Origin of the sequence: Paenibacillus sp. AK121 (assembly GCF_019042715.1) — a bacterium.
GTDB classification, from domain to species: domain Bacteria; phylum Bacillota; class Bacilli; order Paenibacillales; family Paenibacillaceae; genus Paenibacillus; species Paenibacillus polymyxa_C.
Window position 1 is genome coordinate 49053 of record NZ_JAHPJM010000007.1, and the last position, 16669, is coordinate 65721.

Annotated in this window: 14 protein-coding genes; 12 read left to right on the forward strand and 2 right to left on the reverse strand. The window is 43.7% G+C overall.

The genetic code is table 11. The features are described 5' to 3' along the window. Positions 1-183: 183 nt before the first annotated feature. The 7 genes from KSP24_RS14340 to KSP24_RS14370 all read left to right on the forward strand — a co-directional run bounded on the left by KSP24_RS14340 (position 184) and on the right by KSP24_RS14370 (position 6945). Positions 184-1638 (forward strand): bifunctional metallophosphatase/5'-nucleotidase, encoded by a 1455-nt coding sequence (locus tag KSP24_RS14340; protein WP_025676022.1) that lies wholly within the window; start codon positions 184-186, stop codon positions 1636-1638. Continuing rightward, positions 1592-2752, forward strand: a complete 1161-nt coding sequence (locus KSP24_RS14345; RefSeq protein WP_025676023.1) for an HD-GYP domain-containing protein — start codon at positions 1592-1594, stop codon at positions 2750-2752. The genes KSP24_RS14340 and KSP24_RS14345 overlap by 47 nt, the downstream gene beginning before the upstream one ends. A 97-nt stretch (positions 2753-2849) precedes the next feature. Further along, positions 2850-3980 carry a radical SAM/CxCxxxxC motif protein YfkAB gene (gene yfkAB / locus KSP24_RS14350; RefSeq protein WP_013370310.1) on the forward strand — a complete coding sequence of 377 codons (1131 nt, stop codon included), beginning with the start codon at positions 2850-2852 and terminating at the stop codon, positions 3978-3980. A gap of 107 nt (positions 3981-4087) precedes the next feature. Continuing rightward, on the forward strand, positions 4088-5446 hold the full coding sequence (locus tag KSP24_RS14355; RefSeq protein ID WP_216975522.1) for a hemolysin family protein: 1359 nt from the start codon (positions 4088-4090) through the stop codon (positions 5444-5446). A 202-nt stretch (positions 5447-5648) separates the two neighbouring features. Continuing rightward, complete coding sequence (locus KSP24_RS14360; RefSeq protein WP_013370312.1) at positions 5649-5873, forward strand: spore coat associated protein CotJA; 225 nt, start codon at positions 5649-5651, stop codon at positions 5871-5873. A gap of 1 nt (position 5874) precedes the next feature. Continuing rightward, positions 5875-6342 carry a spore coat protein CotJB gene (locus KSP24_RS25485; protein WP_014599603.1) on the forward strand — a complete coding sequence of 156 codons (468 nt, stop codon included), beginning with the start codon at positions 5875-5877 and terminating at the stop codon, positions 6340-6342. Between the two features lie 33 nt (positions 6343-6375). Beyond that, complete coding sequence (locus KSP24_RS14370) at positions 6376-6945, forward strand: manganese catalase family protein (RefSeq protein ID WP_013370315.1); 570 nt, start codon at positions 6376-6378, stop codon at positions 6943-6945. Between the two features lie 87 nt (positions 6946-7032). Here the strand turns inward: KSP24_RS14370 and KSP24_RS14375 are convergent, their stop codons facing one another. Then, positions 7033-7743 (reverse strand): GntR family transcriptional regulator, encoded by a 711-nt coding sequence (locus KSP24_RS14375; protein WP_064963849.1) that lies wholly within the window; start codon positions 7741-7743, stop codon positions 7033-7035. Between the two features lie 284 nt (positions 7744-8027). On the opposite strand from KSP24_RS14375, the gene KSP24_RS14380 reads away from it, so the two are divergent. The 4 genes from KSP24_RS14380 (at position 8028) to KSP24_RS14395 (ending at position 12203) form a co-directional block, all read left to right on the forward strand. Then, positions 8028-9002 carry an SIS domain-containing protein gene (locus tag KSP24_RS14380; protein WP_064963848.1) on the forward strand — a complete coding sequence of 325 codons (975 nt, stop codon included), beginning with the start codon at positions 8028-8030 and terminating at the stop codon, positions 9000-9002. A gap of 31 nt (positions 9003-9033) precedes the next feature. Continuing rightward, positions 9034-9921 (forward strand): fructoselysine 6-kinase, encoded by an 888-nt coding sequence (locus tag KSP24_RS14385; protein ID WP_216975524.1) that lies wholly within the window; start codon positions 9034-9036, stop codon positions 9919-9921. A 104-nt stretch (positions 9922-10025) separates the two neighbouring features. Further along, positions 10026-11342 carry an anaerobic C4-dicarboxylate transporter family protein gene (locus tag KSP24_RS14390; protein ID WP_040101729.1) on the forward strand — a complete coding sequence of 439 codons (1317 nt, stop codon included), beginning with the start codon at positions 10026-10028 and terminating at the stop codon, positions 11340-11342. A gap of 30 nt (positions 11343-11372) precedes the next feature. Next, positions 11373-12203, forward strand: coding sequence for a sugar phosphate isomerase/epimerase family protein (locus tag KSP24_RS14395; protein ID WP_058711210.1), 831 nt, complete (start codon positions 11373-11375; stop codon positions 12201-12203). Positions 12204-12352: 149 nt separating this feature from the next. On the opposite strand, the gene KSP24_RS14400 is transcribed toward KSP24_RS14395, so the two are convergent. Then, positions 12353-13429, reverse strand: coding sequence for a glycosyltransferase family 2 protein (locus KSP24_RS14400; protein ID WP_216975526.1), 1077 nt, complete (start codon positions 13427-13429; stop codon positions 12353-12355). Between the two features lie 388 nt (positions 13430-13817). On the opposite strand from KSP24_RS14400, the gene KSP24_RS14405 reads away from it, so the two are divergent. Then, entirely contained in the window at positions 13818-16667 is a 2850-nt protein-coding gene (locus KSP24_RS14405; protein WP_216975528.1) for a methyltransferase domain-containing protein, read from the forward strand. The last annotated feature ends 2 nt before the right edge of the window (positions 16668-16669 follow it).

Genomic DNA, 16669 nt, shown 5'->3' on the forward strand with positions numbered 1-16669 from the left:
CTATTATTCCAAGCTGTAAAATAGGTCCCAAGGACCCGTCTCCTCTGAGTTACATATAGAAGGCAATGTCAATGATTTTCACTATCTATGTCCACCTCATATGTACCATATTGCTAAATAACATGGTATGCTTAAACATTAGAAGCTCCAAAGTCGATATATAAAATATAGAGGAGGGCGGTTATGGAGATGACGACTCGGCAAACGTTGACCATTTTGCATACCAATGATATCCATAGTCATTTTGGCAGTATGCCTTCGATAGCCGCGATGATTAATGAACGAAAAGCTGCATCAGGGGATGCGCTTCTTGTGCTGGACATAGGAGACCACATGGATCGGATGGCCCCCGAAACGGAAGGAACGCTCGGTGGGGCAAATGTGGATGTGATTAATCTGACAGGATACGATGCAATTACGATCGGTAATAATGAGGGACTGACTTTTACCTCGGATATGATTGAACAGGCATATGCGGGCATTCATTGTCCAGTTGTATGTGGCAATCTGACAGAGCGTGCTACGGGGAGGATTCCTTTGTGGATGAAGGAATCTGTTATTCTAAACAAAGCAGGAATCAAGATCGGTTTACTAGGTGTGACGGCTCCTTTTACAGAGTTTTATCAATTGTTGGGCTGGGATGTGCTCGATCCGTTTGAGGTGCTGGGGAAGCAGATCGCGTCACTCAGAAAGCAGGTGGATGTGGTGGTCGTGATGTCTCACCTGGGTTTACCCTCTGATGAGAAATTAGCGTCCCAGTTTCCTGAGATTGACGTTATCCTTGGTGGTCACACCCACCATGTGCTGGAGGAACCGCTTCAGATCGGGAACACCGTTCTATGTGGGGCCGGGAAGTTCGGAACGTTGCTCGGTGAAGTGACACTAACCCGTAACCATAGTCTTGAACCGTTTCGAGTTACCTCAGGCGGCGTAGTTCCTGTGGATCAGACGCTGCTAGACGAAAAAGTGGCATCGGCCATTGTGTTGCATCGCAGACAAGCAGAACGCGCCATGGAGAGCACGGTAGCAGTAACAGATCGGGAATTGGAGATCGCCTATAATGAGGAGTCCCCTTTCGGGAATTTGCTGGCACAATCGGTGTCCCATTTTACAGGAACCGAAATTGCCCTCGTCAATGCAGGTCAACTGCTTGGTCCATTGCCTCAAGGAGATATTAGCAAAGGAATACTGCATTCCTTATGCCCATCGCCGATTAATCCCTGTGTTATGAAGTTGCGGGGAAGAGACATTCGGTTGGCCCTGGAGCAATCTTTGCTGCCTGAATTTACAGACAAGCCCATGTCGGGCTTTGGCTTCAGAGGCAAAGTGCTGGGCACGATGTGTGTGGAAGGGTTGACCATTCAGTATGATCCGGACCGTGCTCCTTATGAAAAAGTGACGGACATTCGTGTAGCGGGTCAACCTTTGGAAGAAGATGAGGAATACACAGTGGGCACGTTGGATATGTTCACTTTCAAAGCAGGCTATAAGGTGCTTGCGAACGGAACAGATCTCCGATTTATGCTTCCAGAATTTTTACGGGATTTGATTGAAATGGAGTTGAAGCGTCCGGGCGCGATGGAAGAATGTTTTGCAGCTAGGTGGCTTCAGGTATCAAAACAATCGGGAGAGGATTAAGCTGCGACTGGTACCTGTTACATTATTGAGAGCCGGCATGAAGCTGGGCAAAAAAATATACAATGAAAATGGAATGGTGCTGCTCTCGGAAGGTGTTGAGCTTACTTCGCGATTGATTGAACGTCTAGGCCAAGTCGGAATTGGATATGTATACATTGAGGATGCTGTGACAGAAGATATCGTCATACCCGAGATGATCCATGAACAGACAAGGGCGGCGGCGCTACAGGAAATCAAAAAGCAGTTTCAGGGTTTGTCATCCTACTCCGTAGATCATAAGCACAAATATTTTGGCAAGTCATTTTATAAGGTCATGGAATCGATTCTGGACGATATTGGAGGCCGCCAGGATGCCATCATTATGTTGATGGATATCGGGGCCGCGGATCAGGATTTGTATCATCATTCTTTGAATGTATGCTTGTATTCACTAGTCCTGGGGATATCCAATGGCTACGATAATAATCAGCTCATGGAGCTAGGGATAGGTTCATTACTGCACGATATCGGTAAAATGAAGATTTCACCTCAAGTGCTCTATAAGCCGGGTAAATTGACGGACGAGGAATATGAGCATATGAAAACACATACAGTGATCGGCTATAAGCTACTTAAAGACGAACCCGGGATTCCCTTGTTGTCAGCTCATTGTGCATTACAGCATCATGAGCGTATTGACGGTAGTGGATACCCACACGGTTGGAAAAAGGACCAAATCCACGAATATGCGAAATGGATCGGTCTGGCGGACTCGTATGACGCGATGACGGCAAGTCGAATCTACAAGCAGGCTTTGTTGCCTTATGAAGCAATGGAGGTGCTATACGCCGGGGCAGGAACGCTGTATGAGCAGCGGATGCTGGAAGCCTTTCGTGACTGTGTAGCTATTTACCCTCTGGGGCTTTCTGTAATGCTCAACACAGGGGAAGAGGGAGTCGTAGTGCGTATACATCCCAAAATCCCGCAAAGGCCTGTCATTCGTATTGTAAGAGACCGGGATGGGCAGGAACTGAAGGCGCCTTATGATGTGGATTTATCCGTATCCCTTTCGGTTATGATTACAAATACATTAGGCGCTGCTACCGGCCCTTTCGGAGGAGTACGCGTAGATTAGCAGAGGATGTGGAAGAAAGCATGCAGGCACTTTACACATCATGATATGATAATTATACGTCTTTTGAGGTTAATAACAGAAATAAGGTGAAAACATAATGACAGTTCTACAAAATAACACACTACCCCAAATATCGCCAACGTATGATCCGTGGGACCCGATTGTCTCACTGCGTACACATGGTCGTCATTTGCTTACAAGTGTGGAAATGACCGTAACACATTTATGTAATATGCGCTGTGAGCATTGCGCTGTCGGCGATATGCTGGTTATGAAGGAGGCCCCTTTCCTTCCTTTAGATTTGATGCTGAAGCGGCTGGATGAAGTTGAGCATCTGGAGACAATAAGTATTACAGGCGGAGAACCTGCATTGCTTGATAAAACAGTGGACGATGTGATCGTTCCGCTGTTGAAGTATGCTAAAGAGCGCGGTATTCGTTCGCAAATTAACTCCAACCTGACATTGGATATCAGAAGATATGAGAAGATGCTACCGTATCTGGATGTCATGCATATATCGTTTAATTATTTAAATGCAGACGATTTTTATGAAGTGGGATTTGCAAATACCGGACGTCCGACTCCACGCGCGGGTGCTGTGCGCCTGTATGAAAAAATGATAGAGAATGCACGCAGATTGAGCGAAATGGGGATGTTCATTTCAGCTGAGTCCATGATTAATTATCGGACACATACGAAGCTAGAAGGCATTCATCAGTTGATCAACGAAATGGGATGCCGCCGACATGAGGTTCATCCGATGTACGCATCGAATTTTGCTTCTGCCTTGCCTGTACTGTCCCTTGACGATATGCGGAACTCTATTGATAAGCTGCTGGATGTGCGAAATCAGGACATGTGGATGTTATTTGGTACACTACCGTTCTTTGCTTGTTCTGAGCGGGAGGAAGACCGTAAATTGCTTCGTCGCTTGCGCCAAGAACCGAATATTACGGTGCGTAATGATCCAGACGGAAGAAACCGTGTAAATGTGAATATGTTCACGGGTAGCGTATATGTGACGGATTTTGCAGACATTCCAGCTTTCGGAAATATTCAGGAAAACAGTCTGGACAATATTTTCGGTGAATGGCTGAATGAGCATCCGCTGAATCAGACCGTGAACTGTCATTGCGATGCGGCTGCCTGTTGCGGGCCGAATCTACTCGTAGCGGATATGTATTACAAGGGTGTAGACTTTAAATCAAGAAAAGCATTGCAATTATAAGCATTTTTACATGATTCCAATTCCATGTTTCCAATCATAAATATTGAATTGAATAGCTTGCAAGTCGAATGGTGCAAAATGCTAACTAAAGAAATGGGGAGTTCGTATTGGATGGTCATACCGAGTTTCATTGGGGATTGCTAGGGGTGAATCTCTTCTTGGTACTGCTGCTTGTCTTTCTAAATGGTGTCTTTGTGGCCGCAGAGTTTTCGCTGGTCAAAATGCGCCAATCCCGATTGACGCAGCTCCAGAGTGAGGGGCATCGCCTGGCAGGCTATGCGCTGAAGGTGAACCAAAAGTTGGATGCTTATCTGTCTGCCACCCAATTGGGCATTACGCTGGCTTCATTGGGGCTAGGCTGGATTGGTGAGCCAGCAATATCCGGCTACCTGATAGAGCCACTCATGCACAAACTCGGTGTAACTGACGGTACACTCATTACAACGGTATCCGTTGTCGTCGGATTTTGCGTAATTACTTTTTTGCATATTGTATTGGGCGAACTGGCTCCCAAGTCTTTGGCGATTCAAAAGACCGAAGGAGTAGCGTTGTTTTTATCGGCGCCCTTGCTGCTTTTTTATAAGGTTTTTCTCCCTGTAATCTGGGTGTTGAATGCTGCCGCAAACATGCTGTTACGGGCATTCGGCATTCAGCCGGCCAGTGAAGCCGAAGCGGCACATTCGGAGGAAGAGATCCGTATATTGATGAATCAGAGCGCCAAAAGCGGTGTAATCGATAAGGATGAAATCAAACTGATGGATAATATCTTTGATTTTTCCGACTTGCTTGCTCGTGAAATCATGTTGCCGCGTACGGATATGGATTGTTTGTACACGAATTTGTCGTTTAAGGAAAATCTGAAGATTATCAGTGAAACCAAGCATTCCCGTTACCCGGTAGCGGTTGAGGATAAAGATCAGATTATCGGTTTTGTTCATATTACAGATCTACTGTTAGCCGAGCAGGGCGAACAACTGGATCTGGCCTCAGTGGTGCGTCCAATTCTGAATGTGCCTGAGTCTATGGAAGTAAGTCATGTGCTGCGCCTTATGCAGAAAAAGCACTCCCAAATGACTCTCGTGGTGGATGAATACGGCGGAACCGCCGGTCTGCTGACAGCGGAGGAAATTCTGGAGGAAATCGTCGGGGATCTCTATGATGAGTTTGAAGATGAACGTCCAAGCGTGGAAATGAAGGAAGACTTCATCTCTGTGGACGGTCGTATGCTCATTGAGGATGTGAATGATTTGACTGGAGTGAACATTGAAGACGACGAGGTGGACTCCATCGGAGGCTGGCTGTTCAAGGAATTAGAAGGCAGTCCGGTGAAAGGGAAGAAAATAGAGTTTTATAATCTGACCTTTGAAGTGGAGGAAGCAACAAGGCTTCGTATCATGAGAGTGAAAATTCACCGCAAAGTTGAGCCTGTCATTGAAGATGAACATTCCAGCGATGAGGAGTCCTGACCCACAGAGATAGGTATAATTAGTTCAGATATGTAAGTTATATAGAGTGCTGAAGAAAGAGCCTTTAAATCCACATTATCGTGGTTTTAAAGGCTCTTTTTGAATTTTATTTCTTTGAACAAATTTTTCTGTTCGAGACTTGGGCGATGCGGCATATGTTGAATAGTAAAGCAGATGGATCAATTAAAGGAGGTCCCGGCCCGTGAAATTTCCACAGCAAGGTCAGTATGCCCCGTTTGTCGGCCCGTTCGATCCGTGTCCGCCCATTCTATGCAAGACTTATGTGCTTCCGCCAAACTTGTTTATACAATTTCAGCCCCCTGGTCTGCCGCAATTCAGTCCAGAAGAGGCGCTGACGAAAGGAACGCTATGGCCATTGCTTTTCAGTCCTTATGAGCCTAGGAGAAACCAGGGGGGAGGCGAATAATATGGAGAATCCAAATCAGGGTCAGTCCCCAAATCAATTTCAGCAGCAAGTTCAGTATGAGAGTGGTCAACAACCGCCGAATCAGTCTCAAAACCCTTTTTCAAATTCGTATCCATCTCAGAGTCCATATCCATCTCAGAACCAGTACCAAAACCAAGCCCAGGGTTATAGTCAAGCTATCCCCCCGGCTCAGGGCTATACATCTCAAACCAAGCCAGTTGATGCCCAGTTTTATGCGCTATTGGAGAAGCTCCAAGCGGTGGATTTTGTCTTGGTAGAGCTGAATTTGTATTTGGATACACACCCGGATGATTTGCAGGCCATCGAACAGTTCAACAAGCTAACACAGGAAAGAACGGCGATTGCCAACGAGTACCAGCTCCTATATGGGCCTTTGCAAAATTTTGGTCGCGCTTATTCCAAGTATCCTTGGGAGTGGAGTCAAGCGCCTTGGCCGTGGCAGGTATAAGCAGGTACAACCTTTAATAAAGGAGGAACATGAATGTGGGTATATGAGAAAAAGCTGCAATATCCTGTACGTGTCAGCAAATGCGACCCTCACATGGCCAAGTTGCTTATGGAGCAGTACGGGGGAGCGGATGGAGAGCTCGCAGCAGCTTTGCGTTACCTGAATCAGCGGTATACCATTCCGGATAAAGTGATTGGTGTACTGAATGACATCGGGACGGAAGAATTTGCCCACCTCGAGATGATTGCAACGATGATTTACAAGCTGACGAAGGATGCGAGTGTGGAGCAATTAAAAGCGGCTGGTCTGGGCGAACATTATGCGGCACATGATCGTGCGTTATTTTATGAAAATGCGGCGGGGGTTCCTTTTACCGCGACCTATATTCAAGCCAAAGGCGATCCCATTGCGGATTTATATGAGGATATTGCGGCAGAGGAAAAGGCGCGAGCTACATACCAGTGGCTGATTGATTTGACAGATGATGTGGATTTGCAGGATAGTTTAAAGTTTCTGCGTGAACGTGAGGTGATTCATTCGCTGCGTTTCCGTGAGTCAGTAGAAATTTTGAAAGGGGAAAGAGACCGGAAGAAAGTATTTTAAGGGAATTTAGTAGGGAGGGCCATCTGCAAATGCAGGTGGCCTTTCTTTTTTAGGATTAAATCTACATAAAAGCATCTGTTCATAATCTTAAACAATCAACTCGAACCTATCCCCTAATATCAACTGCTTGGAACGATGGATTTTTTGGCCGTCTGGATTACAAACAGTACTTTTAATACACAGCAGAGGATAGCCTTCCTCAATATTTAAATAGGTGGCTACATCAAAAGAGGCAAATTCCATAACTATATATTTTCTTGATATTCCAAATGTAATCTTGTGTTTATTTTTTAAAATATCATAAAGAGATATATTATTTAAATCCTCTTGTAACAAAAAAGAAAAAGAAGAAGGGAAACGTGAATACTCTACAGATACCGGCACATTGTCAGCATACCTGATTCTTTCTATATTGATTACTTTATCCCCTGGCATTAAACCTAAATGTTCCTGATCTGATGCTGTAGCATCTTCAATCACGCATTTTATTACTTTTGCACCAGGCACTTTATTTTGTAATTTACAAGTATCGCTAAATCCAATGGTCTCTACGACATTTTTTTTGATTTTATCTTTTGTAATAAATGTTCCTTTTCCCGGAATCCGTACCAAGTAACCTTCAGAGGTAAGTGAATCAAGTGCCGCACGGACAGTTACACGACTCACATTATTGGTTTCACTTAATTCTAATTCTGTAGGGAGTTTGTCTCCTGGTTTTAGAGTACCGTTGTGGATGGAATCTAAAATTCTTTCTTGCAGCTGTCTATATAACGGTGAAGATTCTGAATGATCAATCATGCGGTTCAACCTCCAAATCAAGTTTTTATAAATGTATTATATTGTTTTATATCGGCATGCTTATATTATAACAGTATATACAATTTATGAATAGCTTGTAAGCCCTTACAATAAGGGGTCTTTCCTTTAAAAATCGGGAGAATTGAAACAGTACTCTAGAAAAAGTAGCAAAGTGTTATTGCCTCATGTATTGTTTTGTGTTATTGTTTCTTTATAATATTCCAATACATACACCGGTGTGGAATGGAAAACAAGAAAATGTATCATACAAGGAGGAAATGATAATGGAAATCAAAAAAATTATTGAAGAAATTGTAGCAAATAAACAAGAGGCTGGCGGTATAAAGCAGGTATATTATGTAGCTTGCGGTGGTTCTTATGGTGCTTTTTATCCTGCAAAAACATTTCTTGAAAAAGAAGCAAAGGAAGTTAAGGTAGGTCTTTATACCAGTAATGAGTTTGTGCATAACACACCTAGAGCATTTGGAGAAAATTCAGTACTGGTAGTGGCATCACATAAAGGTAATACACCAGAGACTGTGAAGGCCGCAGAATTAGGTAAAACAGCAGGAGTTCCAGTTATTGCATTAACATGGGTTGAAGATTCTCCTATTACAGAACAAGCAGACTATGTGGTGAAGTACACATTTGGGGATGGCAAAGATATTGCCCGCGAGAAAACCATGAAAGCACTAATGACGGCGGTAGAGGTATTAAATCAGACTGAGGGATATGAGCATTATGAAAAATTCCTGGACGGAGTAGGAAAAATAGATCGAATTGTTAAAAATGCATGCAAACACGTGGAAAAGCGTGCTCTGGCTTTTGCGAAAAATCATAAAGATGATTCCGTAATCTACACCATGGCAAGCGGAGCTGGCTACGGGGCTGCCTATATGCAAAGCATCTGCATTTTTATGGAGATGCAATGGATTAACTCTTCCAGCATACATTCAGGTGAATATTTCCATGGACCATTTGAGATTACTGATGCTGAAATACCATTTGTCATTCAGGTCTCTGAAGGAAGTACCCGACCTTTAGATGAAAGAGCGTTAAAGTTCCTTAACCGTTATACCAAGAGAGTAGAGGTTTTAGACGCAAAGGATTTGGGACTGTCTACCATTGACAGCTCTGTGGTTGATTACTTCAATCATTCTCTATTTAATAATGTTTACCCCGTTTATAACCAAGCTTTGGCCATTGAAAGAGCGCATCCGCTTACAACTCGTAGATATATGTGGAAGGTTGAATATTAATCTTTTAGCAACCTTTAGAGGGGATATTCTTATGGAACAATATAAGGTTATTGGCATTGGTGACAATGTAGTAGATAAATATGTCCACCAGGGTATGATGTACCCTGGTGGAAATGCCTTGAACTTTTGTGCGTATGCCAGAATGTGTGGTATGGAGGCATCTTATTTAGGTAAGTTTGGTAATGATCATATAGCTCAGTATATTCAAAAGGTTATAGACGATTTAGGGATAGAACGTAACCATTGCCGGATTTTTGAAGGGGAAAATGGGTATGCGCGGGTTACATTGGAAGACGGTGATCGTGTATTTCTGGGCTCCAATAAAGGCGGTATTGCAAAGGAAAAGGCATGGGATTTTACGGAAAATGACTTGAACTACATTAAAAATTTCTCCGTAATTCATACCAGTTTAAATAGCTATATAGAGCAGAATCTCGCAACATTAAAAAAAACGAATGTGCCTATCTCCTATGATTTCTCGGTACGCTGGAATGATGAATATTTAGAACAAATATGCCGGTATGCGGACATTTCATTCCTTTCATGCAGTCATTTAACGGAAAGTGAAAGAAAAAGAGAAATGCTAAAAGCACAGAAATTCGGTTCTAAAATAGTGATTGGAACTGTGGGAGAAAATGGATCAGTTGCTCTCTATAAAGATCAATGGATGCACCAGCCGGCGGTATTGACGGATACCGTGGATACGATGGGAGCGGGTGACTCTTATATAACCGCTTTTATTGTAGAGATGATTAGAAGTTCTAATGCCGGCAAGATTTTCTACGACGAAGATGAGGATATGCTTCGGAGTATCAAAGCAAGCATGGAAAAAGGAGCGGTTTTTGCGGCTAAAATATGCCAGATAAACGGAGCTTTTGGCTACGGCACACCCATTCGTTGTTTGGACTCGGAAGAATAAGCATGATAAGAATTTTGTAAGCGTATTCAGTAAAGGGCGGCTACGCCCTTGTAGATAATGAAAGATCGGTAAAGTTCGTAAAATCAAAAAAAGGGAGAATTCTTATGTTTTGGTTTGAGCTATTGATCATCTTTTTACTCATTTTCTTCGGCGCTAGAGTTGGCGATGTTTTTATGGGCTTGCTCGGTGGAGTGGGCGTAGCGATTTTTGTATTTATCTTTCATGTCCAACCAGCGGCTCCTCCCATTGATGTGATGCTGATCATTTTAGCGGTTGTATTGGCTGCCTCTGCGCTGCAGTCTTCAGGCGGACTTAACTTACTCGTCCAGATTGCAGAGAAAATGCTTAGTAAGTCACCTAAGAATATTACAATAATAGCTCCAATCATATCCTGGTTATTTACCTTCTTATCAGGAACCGGGCATGTCGTATATAGTTTATTGCCTATTATCAATAAGCTTGCCATTGATAATGATATCAGGCCGGAAAGACCCATTTCAAATAGTATCATTGCTTCCCAGCAGGCAGTAACTTGCTCACCGGTTTCAGCAGCTACTGCTGCTATGATTGGATTTATGTCACCCCTTGGAGTAAGTTTGGGAACTATCTTGGCCATTTCCATACCTGCTACACTCTTAGGTGTCATTACAAGTGCGGTGTGCACGTTGCGTAAAGGGAAAGAATTATCTGAAGATTCGGAATATTTGCATAGATTGGCAGAAGGCTTAATTGAAAAATCAGAAAAGAAGGCTGAGAAAAAAGAAACTTCAAAAGGAGCGAAAGCCGCAGTTGTTCTCTTTTTGATGGGGGTTTTAGCCATTGTTATTATGGGCATGTTTACTCAGCTGCGTCCATCCTGGGTGCTGAATGGCGAGGTTACTAGTCTATCAATGCCGCATACCATTGAAATGATTATGCTAGTCTGCGCTACTATGATTATTATCGTATGCCGTCCGGCGATTGAAACGATTCTTAACGGACCCATATTTAGGGCAGGGGCGCTGGCTATGGTCTGTGCCTTTGGGTTAGCCTGGATGAGCAGTACCTTTATTAACGGACAAAGCGCTTTTATTCAAGATCATGTTGCTACGATTGTAAATAGCCATCCGTGGATGCTTGCCGTTATCATGTTTATCGTTGCTGCTTTAACTACAAGTCAAGGTGTCACGACGTTAATTATGATACCTATTGCCATTGCACTTGATTTGCCTACCTACATCATAATTGGAGCCTGGATGGCTGTAAATGCAAACTTCTTTTTACCAGTATCTGCTCAGTGTCTTGCTGCCATATCTTTTGATACAGCGGGTACGACTAAAATTGGTAAATATGTATTGAACCACAGTTTTATGATACCTGGAATGATTAATATTATTTTATCTGTAATATTAGCTACTTTACTTGGAAGCGTTTTAATATAGCGTTGTGTAAAAAGGAGGTATCTAATTATTATGATACAGATCTCACAAATTGCGGCTGCAAACTATCATTATAAAAGATATTCTATGGAGTATTTTTTAGATTCTGTTGCAAGGCTGGGATTCCATAATATTGAATTGTGGGCTTCAGGTCCACATTTCCATTTAGACTATTTTACGTATCAGGATATAAAAAAATTAAATAAAAAAGTAAAAGAAAGAGGGTTAAAGACGATCTGCCTTACCCCTGAGCAGTATGTCTACCCGGTAAGCATCAGCCATCCTGATCCGGAGTATAGAAAGAGAAGTGTAGAGTTTTTTTGCCGGCATATCGAAGCTGCATCTTTGCTGGAATGTGACAAAGTGTTGGTGACCACAGGCATCGCATACTTGGATGTTGATGAGACAGAAATGTGGAAATGGTGCAGAGAATCTTTAGGCGAAATATGTAAAACAGCAGAAAAAGAGGGGATTTACCTTCCTATGGAGGCTTTTACCTCTTTTACCACACAGGTGTTTAATAGAGTCGAGCACATTTCCAAGATGATAAAAGAAGTTGGGAGTCCTTATTTAAAAGGTTTAGCGGATACAGATGTGATGGAAACTACAGGAAAGGATACCATTCATGATTTTATAAGGGAACTGGGAAATAATTTAATGCATGTACATTTTGTGGATGGTAATCCTGGAGGACATCTGGTGCCCGGAGAAGGAAAATTAGCAATGGTGGAAGTGTTAAAGGAACTTAACAGTATAGATTATAAGGGATATCTAGGTCTGGAATTATTGGATAGAAGGTATGTTATGAATCCGGAAAAAGCCCTGAAGGATTCGCTCACGTGGTTCGAAAAACACCTGGAATGATATAAAAACGAGCGACTTTCAAACCAAGAAAGTCGATTCCCAGAAGGAATCGACTTTTTTAAGTGCGCCTAGCATGGGTATTAACTCTGGAGCAGGAAAACCCGAACGTGAACTGGCAGGTCCCTGCCTTTAGCCATTGTTCGTCTTCCTTATTTCTGCTGCTCTAGTTGTGCAAAATACTGTTCGTTATATAAAACACTTGGATGAGTAGGATGGTGCAACTGAGCTATGCGATGATGCGATTTTGCCTTTTCGATGTCACCGATTCGGTCATAACACAGGCATAATTGCAAGTGTGGAAACCAGGTATAGTACGACGAATTGGTTAAGGCCATTACATCTTGTAGGGGCTCGATCAGCGTCGCTTGACGAAACCAATAAATGGCTTGAGCATATTGTTCATCTTCAATGAACAAATTGCCGAAAACACAGCAGAACTGAGCGCGTGGTACATCGAGGGTAAGTGTGCGGAGCAAAGCCATACGTTGCTCCTGTTTTTGTCCTTGACGATTGTAGCAATCCGCAAGCTTAAAGCAAGCAGCAATCCGATCTTCTATCCATCCTTGATTTAGCCCTAGATAATGTTCGTACTGCTGAATGGCTTCTAGCGTGCGCCCGTTATCATATAATTCATTGGCGAAGTAGTAGTGATCTCGTTCAGAAAATACGGTACCCTGCTCCCGATGTTTGAGATATATGTGCAAATTACGGTCAGTATAAGCGCGTGTCTTGTTATGAGTCACCGCCATATTACTGTGAAAGATGCTGCCTGTTACATTCAGGAACTCGTGAACAAATCCGGTCCATCTGAATCTGCGATCACGCCGTACAATTCGGTTTCTTTTGAGCTTATACAACGGCTGTCCTTGTTCATCTACGGAAAGCACATAATCCATTGTAATACTGTCATAAGAGAGGGTGGCTTGTTTTTTCCAGTTAAGAAAGGATAGTCGATCTTTTTCTTCCAGTATGTCATCGGCATCCAGCCAAAATTGATATTCTTGCGTGGCCTGATCAAACGCATAATTGCGAGCAGCGGAGAAATCATCGCACCACTCAAAATTGTATATCCGAGCGTTGGATGCTGCAGCGACCTCTTGGGTTCTATCGGTAGATCCAGTATCAACGATAATGATTTCATCCACCAGGTCATGGACTGATTCCAGACAGGTATGAAGGGTTTCTTCTTCGTTTTTGACAATCATACATAAGCTGACAGTTACCATGCTCTTTGTCCCTCCAAAATAACTTGGTATAATTCCCATTTTATTAGGATAGCTTGCTCATTATGTAGAATTCGGATGGAACGTGTAGAGGAGATGATGATCATAAATTCAGTTCTGATCTAATAAATTAGAAAATCAAGTTGGATGTTTGGGGGGAGAGAATGGATTGAACGATGTGCGTGACATTCCGGGTTAGGACGTGCGACAGGATGGGTTTTATCGTCGAATGGGGAGATTGTATTTTGTATTGTTGTCGTTTTCAATGATATTTCCAGGTGTAAGTCCATTCATACCACGCTCACTCCCAAAGCTTGGTCGCAATTATGGTATGCGTTAGGACATGGAGGGGAACGGTTATGAGGCTTCCGCCTGATGGAGGCGTTGACACATGCGTATATTAATCGGCAGCCCGGTGCACCAGAAGCCGGAAATTTTGTCTTTGTTTCTTCAAGCCTTGGAGCGCCTGGAGACACCTGACGTGCTACCGGATTATTTGTTTGTCGATGATAATGACAATCCGATTTCAAGCCAGTGGCTAGTTGACTTTTCCAATCGGCTACCGGGTCGGGTTTTGCCCTTGTTAACAGGCTCGCAGCAAGTGGAGAACCGTAGTGATGAGCACACCCATTATTGGCCGCCTGCTCTCGTCTGGAAAGTGGCTGGCTTTAAAAATCGTCTTATTGAATATGCCCTTCAGCACAATTATGACGCGTTGTTTCTGGTCGATTCAGACCTGGTTCTCCATTCTCGTACCTTGTGCAGGCTGGTGGAGACGGAGAAAGACATCGTATCAGAGATTTTCTGGACACGTTGGCAACCGGAAGGACCGTTATTGCCTCAAGTGTGGGTCAGTGATGAATATAACTTGTTTCACCGTGAAGATGGCGAAGTGTTGTCGAAAGAGGAGCGAGCGCAACGTGAGTTGCATTTTATACACCAGTTGCATATTCCTGGTTTGTATGAGGTGGGTGGTCTAGGCGCTTGCACCTTAATCCGCAGACGGGCGCTGGAAGCAGGAATTCATTTTGGCAAAATCAAAAACGTTTCTTATTGGGGAGAAGATCGACATTTTTGTATTCGGGCGGCTGCATATGGATTTCCACTTTTTGTAGACACACACTATCCGGCAATGCATCTATATCGGGAAGCCGATCGAATGAAGGCAGAACAGCTATTATTCACCCTAAAATATTTTACATCGAACCATCCAGAGCATGTAACACATGCGGAATACTCTGATACTTCTCCAAGCTCTCCAACCTTCAATCGTTCAGCATCTTCAAGAACCCCTAAGTTCCCTGAACCTCCAGTTATACCCGATCATCTCCACGAAACTGCTGTCTTTGCCAAGTACACAGCGGATTCGTTTGTTGTACCACCAACGTTCACTGGTCCACGACAAAGTGAGCTTTATACACCGCCTGTCTCTAATCCTAAATTGACGCTGACCATGACGGTATACAATGAGGCAGATCACAAGCTTACAGACGTGCTGCTGAGCCACCGAGAATACATTGATGAAGCAGTCATTATTGATGATGGTAGTCATGACGATAGCGGAGAGTTGTGCCGGGAAATCTTACAAGGAATCCCACTGCGTCTGATCCGTAATGAAACACCCTCTTTTACCAATGAAGTCGAACTGCGAAAGCAGCAGTGGAAAGAAACATTGGCTTCCTCTCCCGAATGGATATTAAGCATGGATGCTGACGAAATGTTCGAATCCCGCTTTGCCCAAGGGGTACATTCTTTGTTAGCGGGAACGACAGCGGATACGATTTGTTTCAGGTTGTTTGATATGTGGTCTTCCACGCATTACCGTGATGATGAATATTGGCAGGCTCATCGGTATTACCGTCCTTTTTTAATTCGATATAAAGAAGGGTTCCCTTATAAATGGAGGGAGCAGTCCTTGCACTGTGGGAGATTACCCGAAAATGTACTTGATCTTCCCACAGAGATCAGCAACTACCGTATTCAGCATTGGGGTTGGTATACACCTGCTATTCGCATGGCTAAATTTGAGCGGTACCAGCTGCTTGACCCAAGTGCTCGTTATGGATGGAAAGAGCAATATGAATCAATTCTGGACTCGAACCCACAACTCACGCTCTGGGTGGATCAGGACAACAAAAATACAGAAAAAGAACCTACACCAGAATATGAACCTGCCCATCAGGTGGACGCCTCGGATGTCGCCAAGGTGGCCAGTGTACAGGTTATGAACAAACCCGAACCACAAATAAAAAGTGAAACCAAGGACACCTTTTATGCTACAGAGAAGGGGAAAGGAGCAGAGCAGAGTGTAAAATGCAAACTGTGTGGCTCATCTGACACGGTAGTATTTCATGATTATCAACGCTTTACCTTGATGGGATGCGGCTCCTGTGGATTGGTTTTTCGTAAGGATGTGGATCATATTCAGTCTGAGGAAATGATAGCAGAGATTTATAATGCCAATTGGGTTGCTATGCGGGATAGTGCAGCGGCGTCCACCTATGGGGATCATGCTCTTTTTGGACTTATGTTGCTCGATATGTTCAGTCCCAGAAAAGGAAAATTGCTAGAGATTGGCTCAGGCACCGGAGAATTTATCCATGCTGCCCTTCAAGCTGGCTGGAATGCAGTGGGCATTGAGCCGTCCAGTGACTCGCGTGCCTACGCCAAAAGCAAATATGAGGTAGATTTATTACCCGGCTATTGGAACGGTGAAACAGAATTAGATGCTCAAACACAACAATCTGTGGAAGTGGAAATTCACCAAGCTCATGAAGCTCAGGAAGGGATTGAGGCCGAAAGTTTAGAGGAAGAACTGGACTTATCTTTGGAGCACCCATACGAAGCCATCGCATGCTGGCATGTGCTGGAGCATATCGCGGACCCAGTCGCATTTTTGACGGATTTGTGCGAACAGCTTCAACCTGACGGAACGTTATATATTACGGTGCCCAATAAGAACTCGTTTACCAACGAGGCTTACGGCGTTCATTCACCTTTATTTACGGAGGAAGATCATTTGTACCATTATTCAGATCATACGCTGACGCTCTTGCTGGAAAAGTCCGGCTTGCGTCCGGTGGCTTTGTTCACCCGCCAGCTTCCTGCTGGTTTGGATGCTTTGCTGCAAGCACATCCATTGTACGGTGAGCTTGCCTTTACGGAACAAATGGGATTGTTGGCTAAGCTTCAAGGCGAGAAACGGGGTCATGAATTATGCTGTGTAGCAAAAGTAATCTAAAC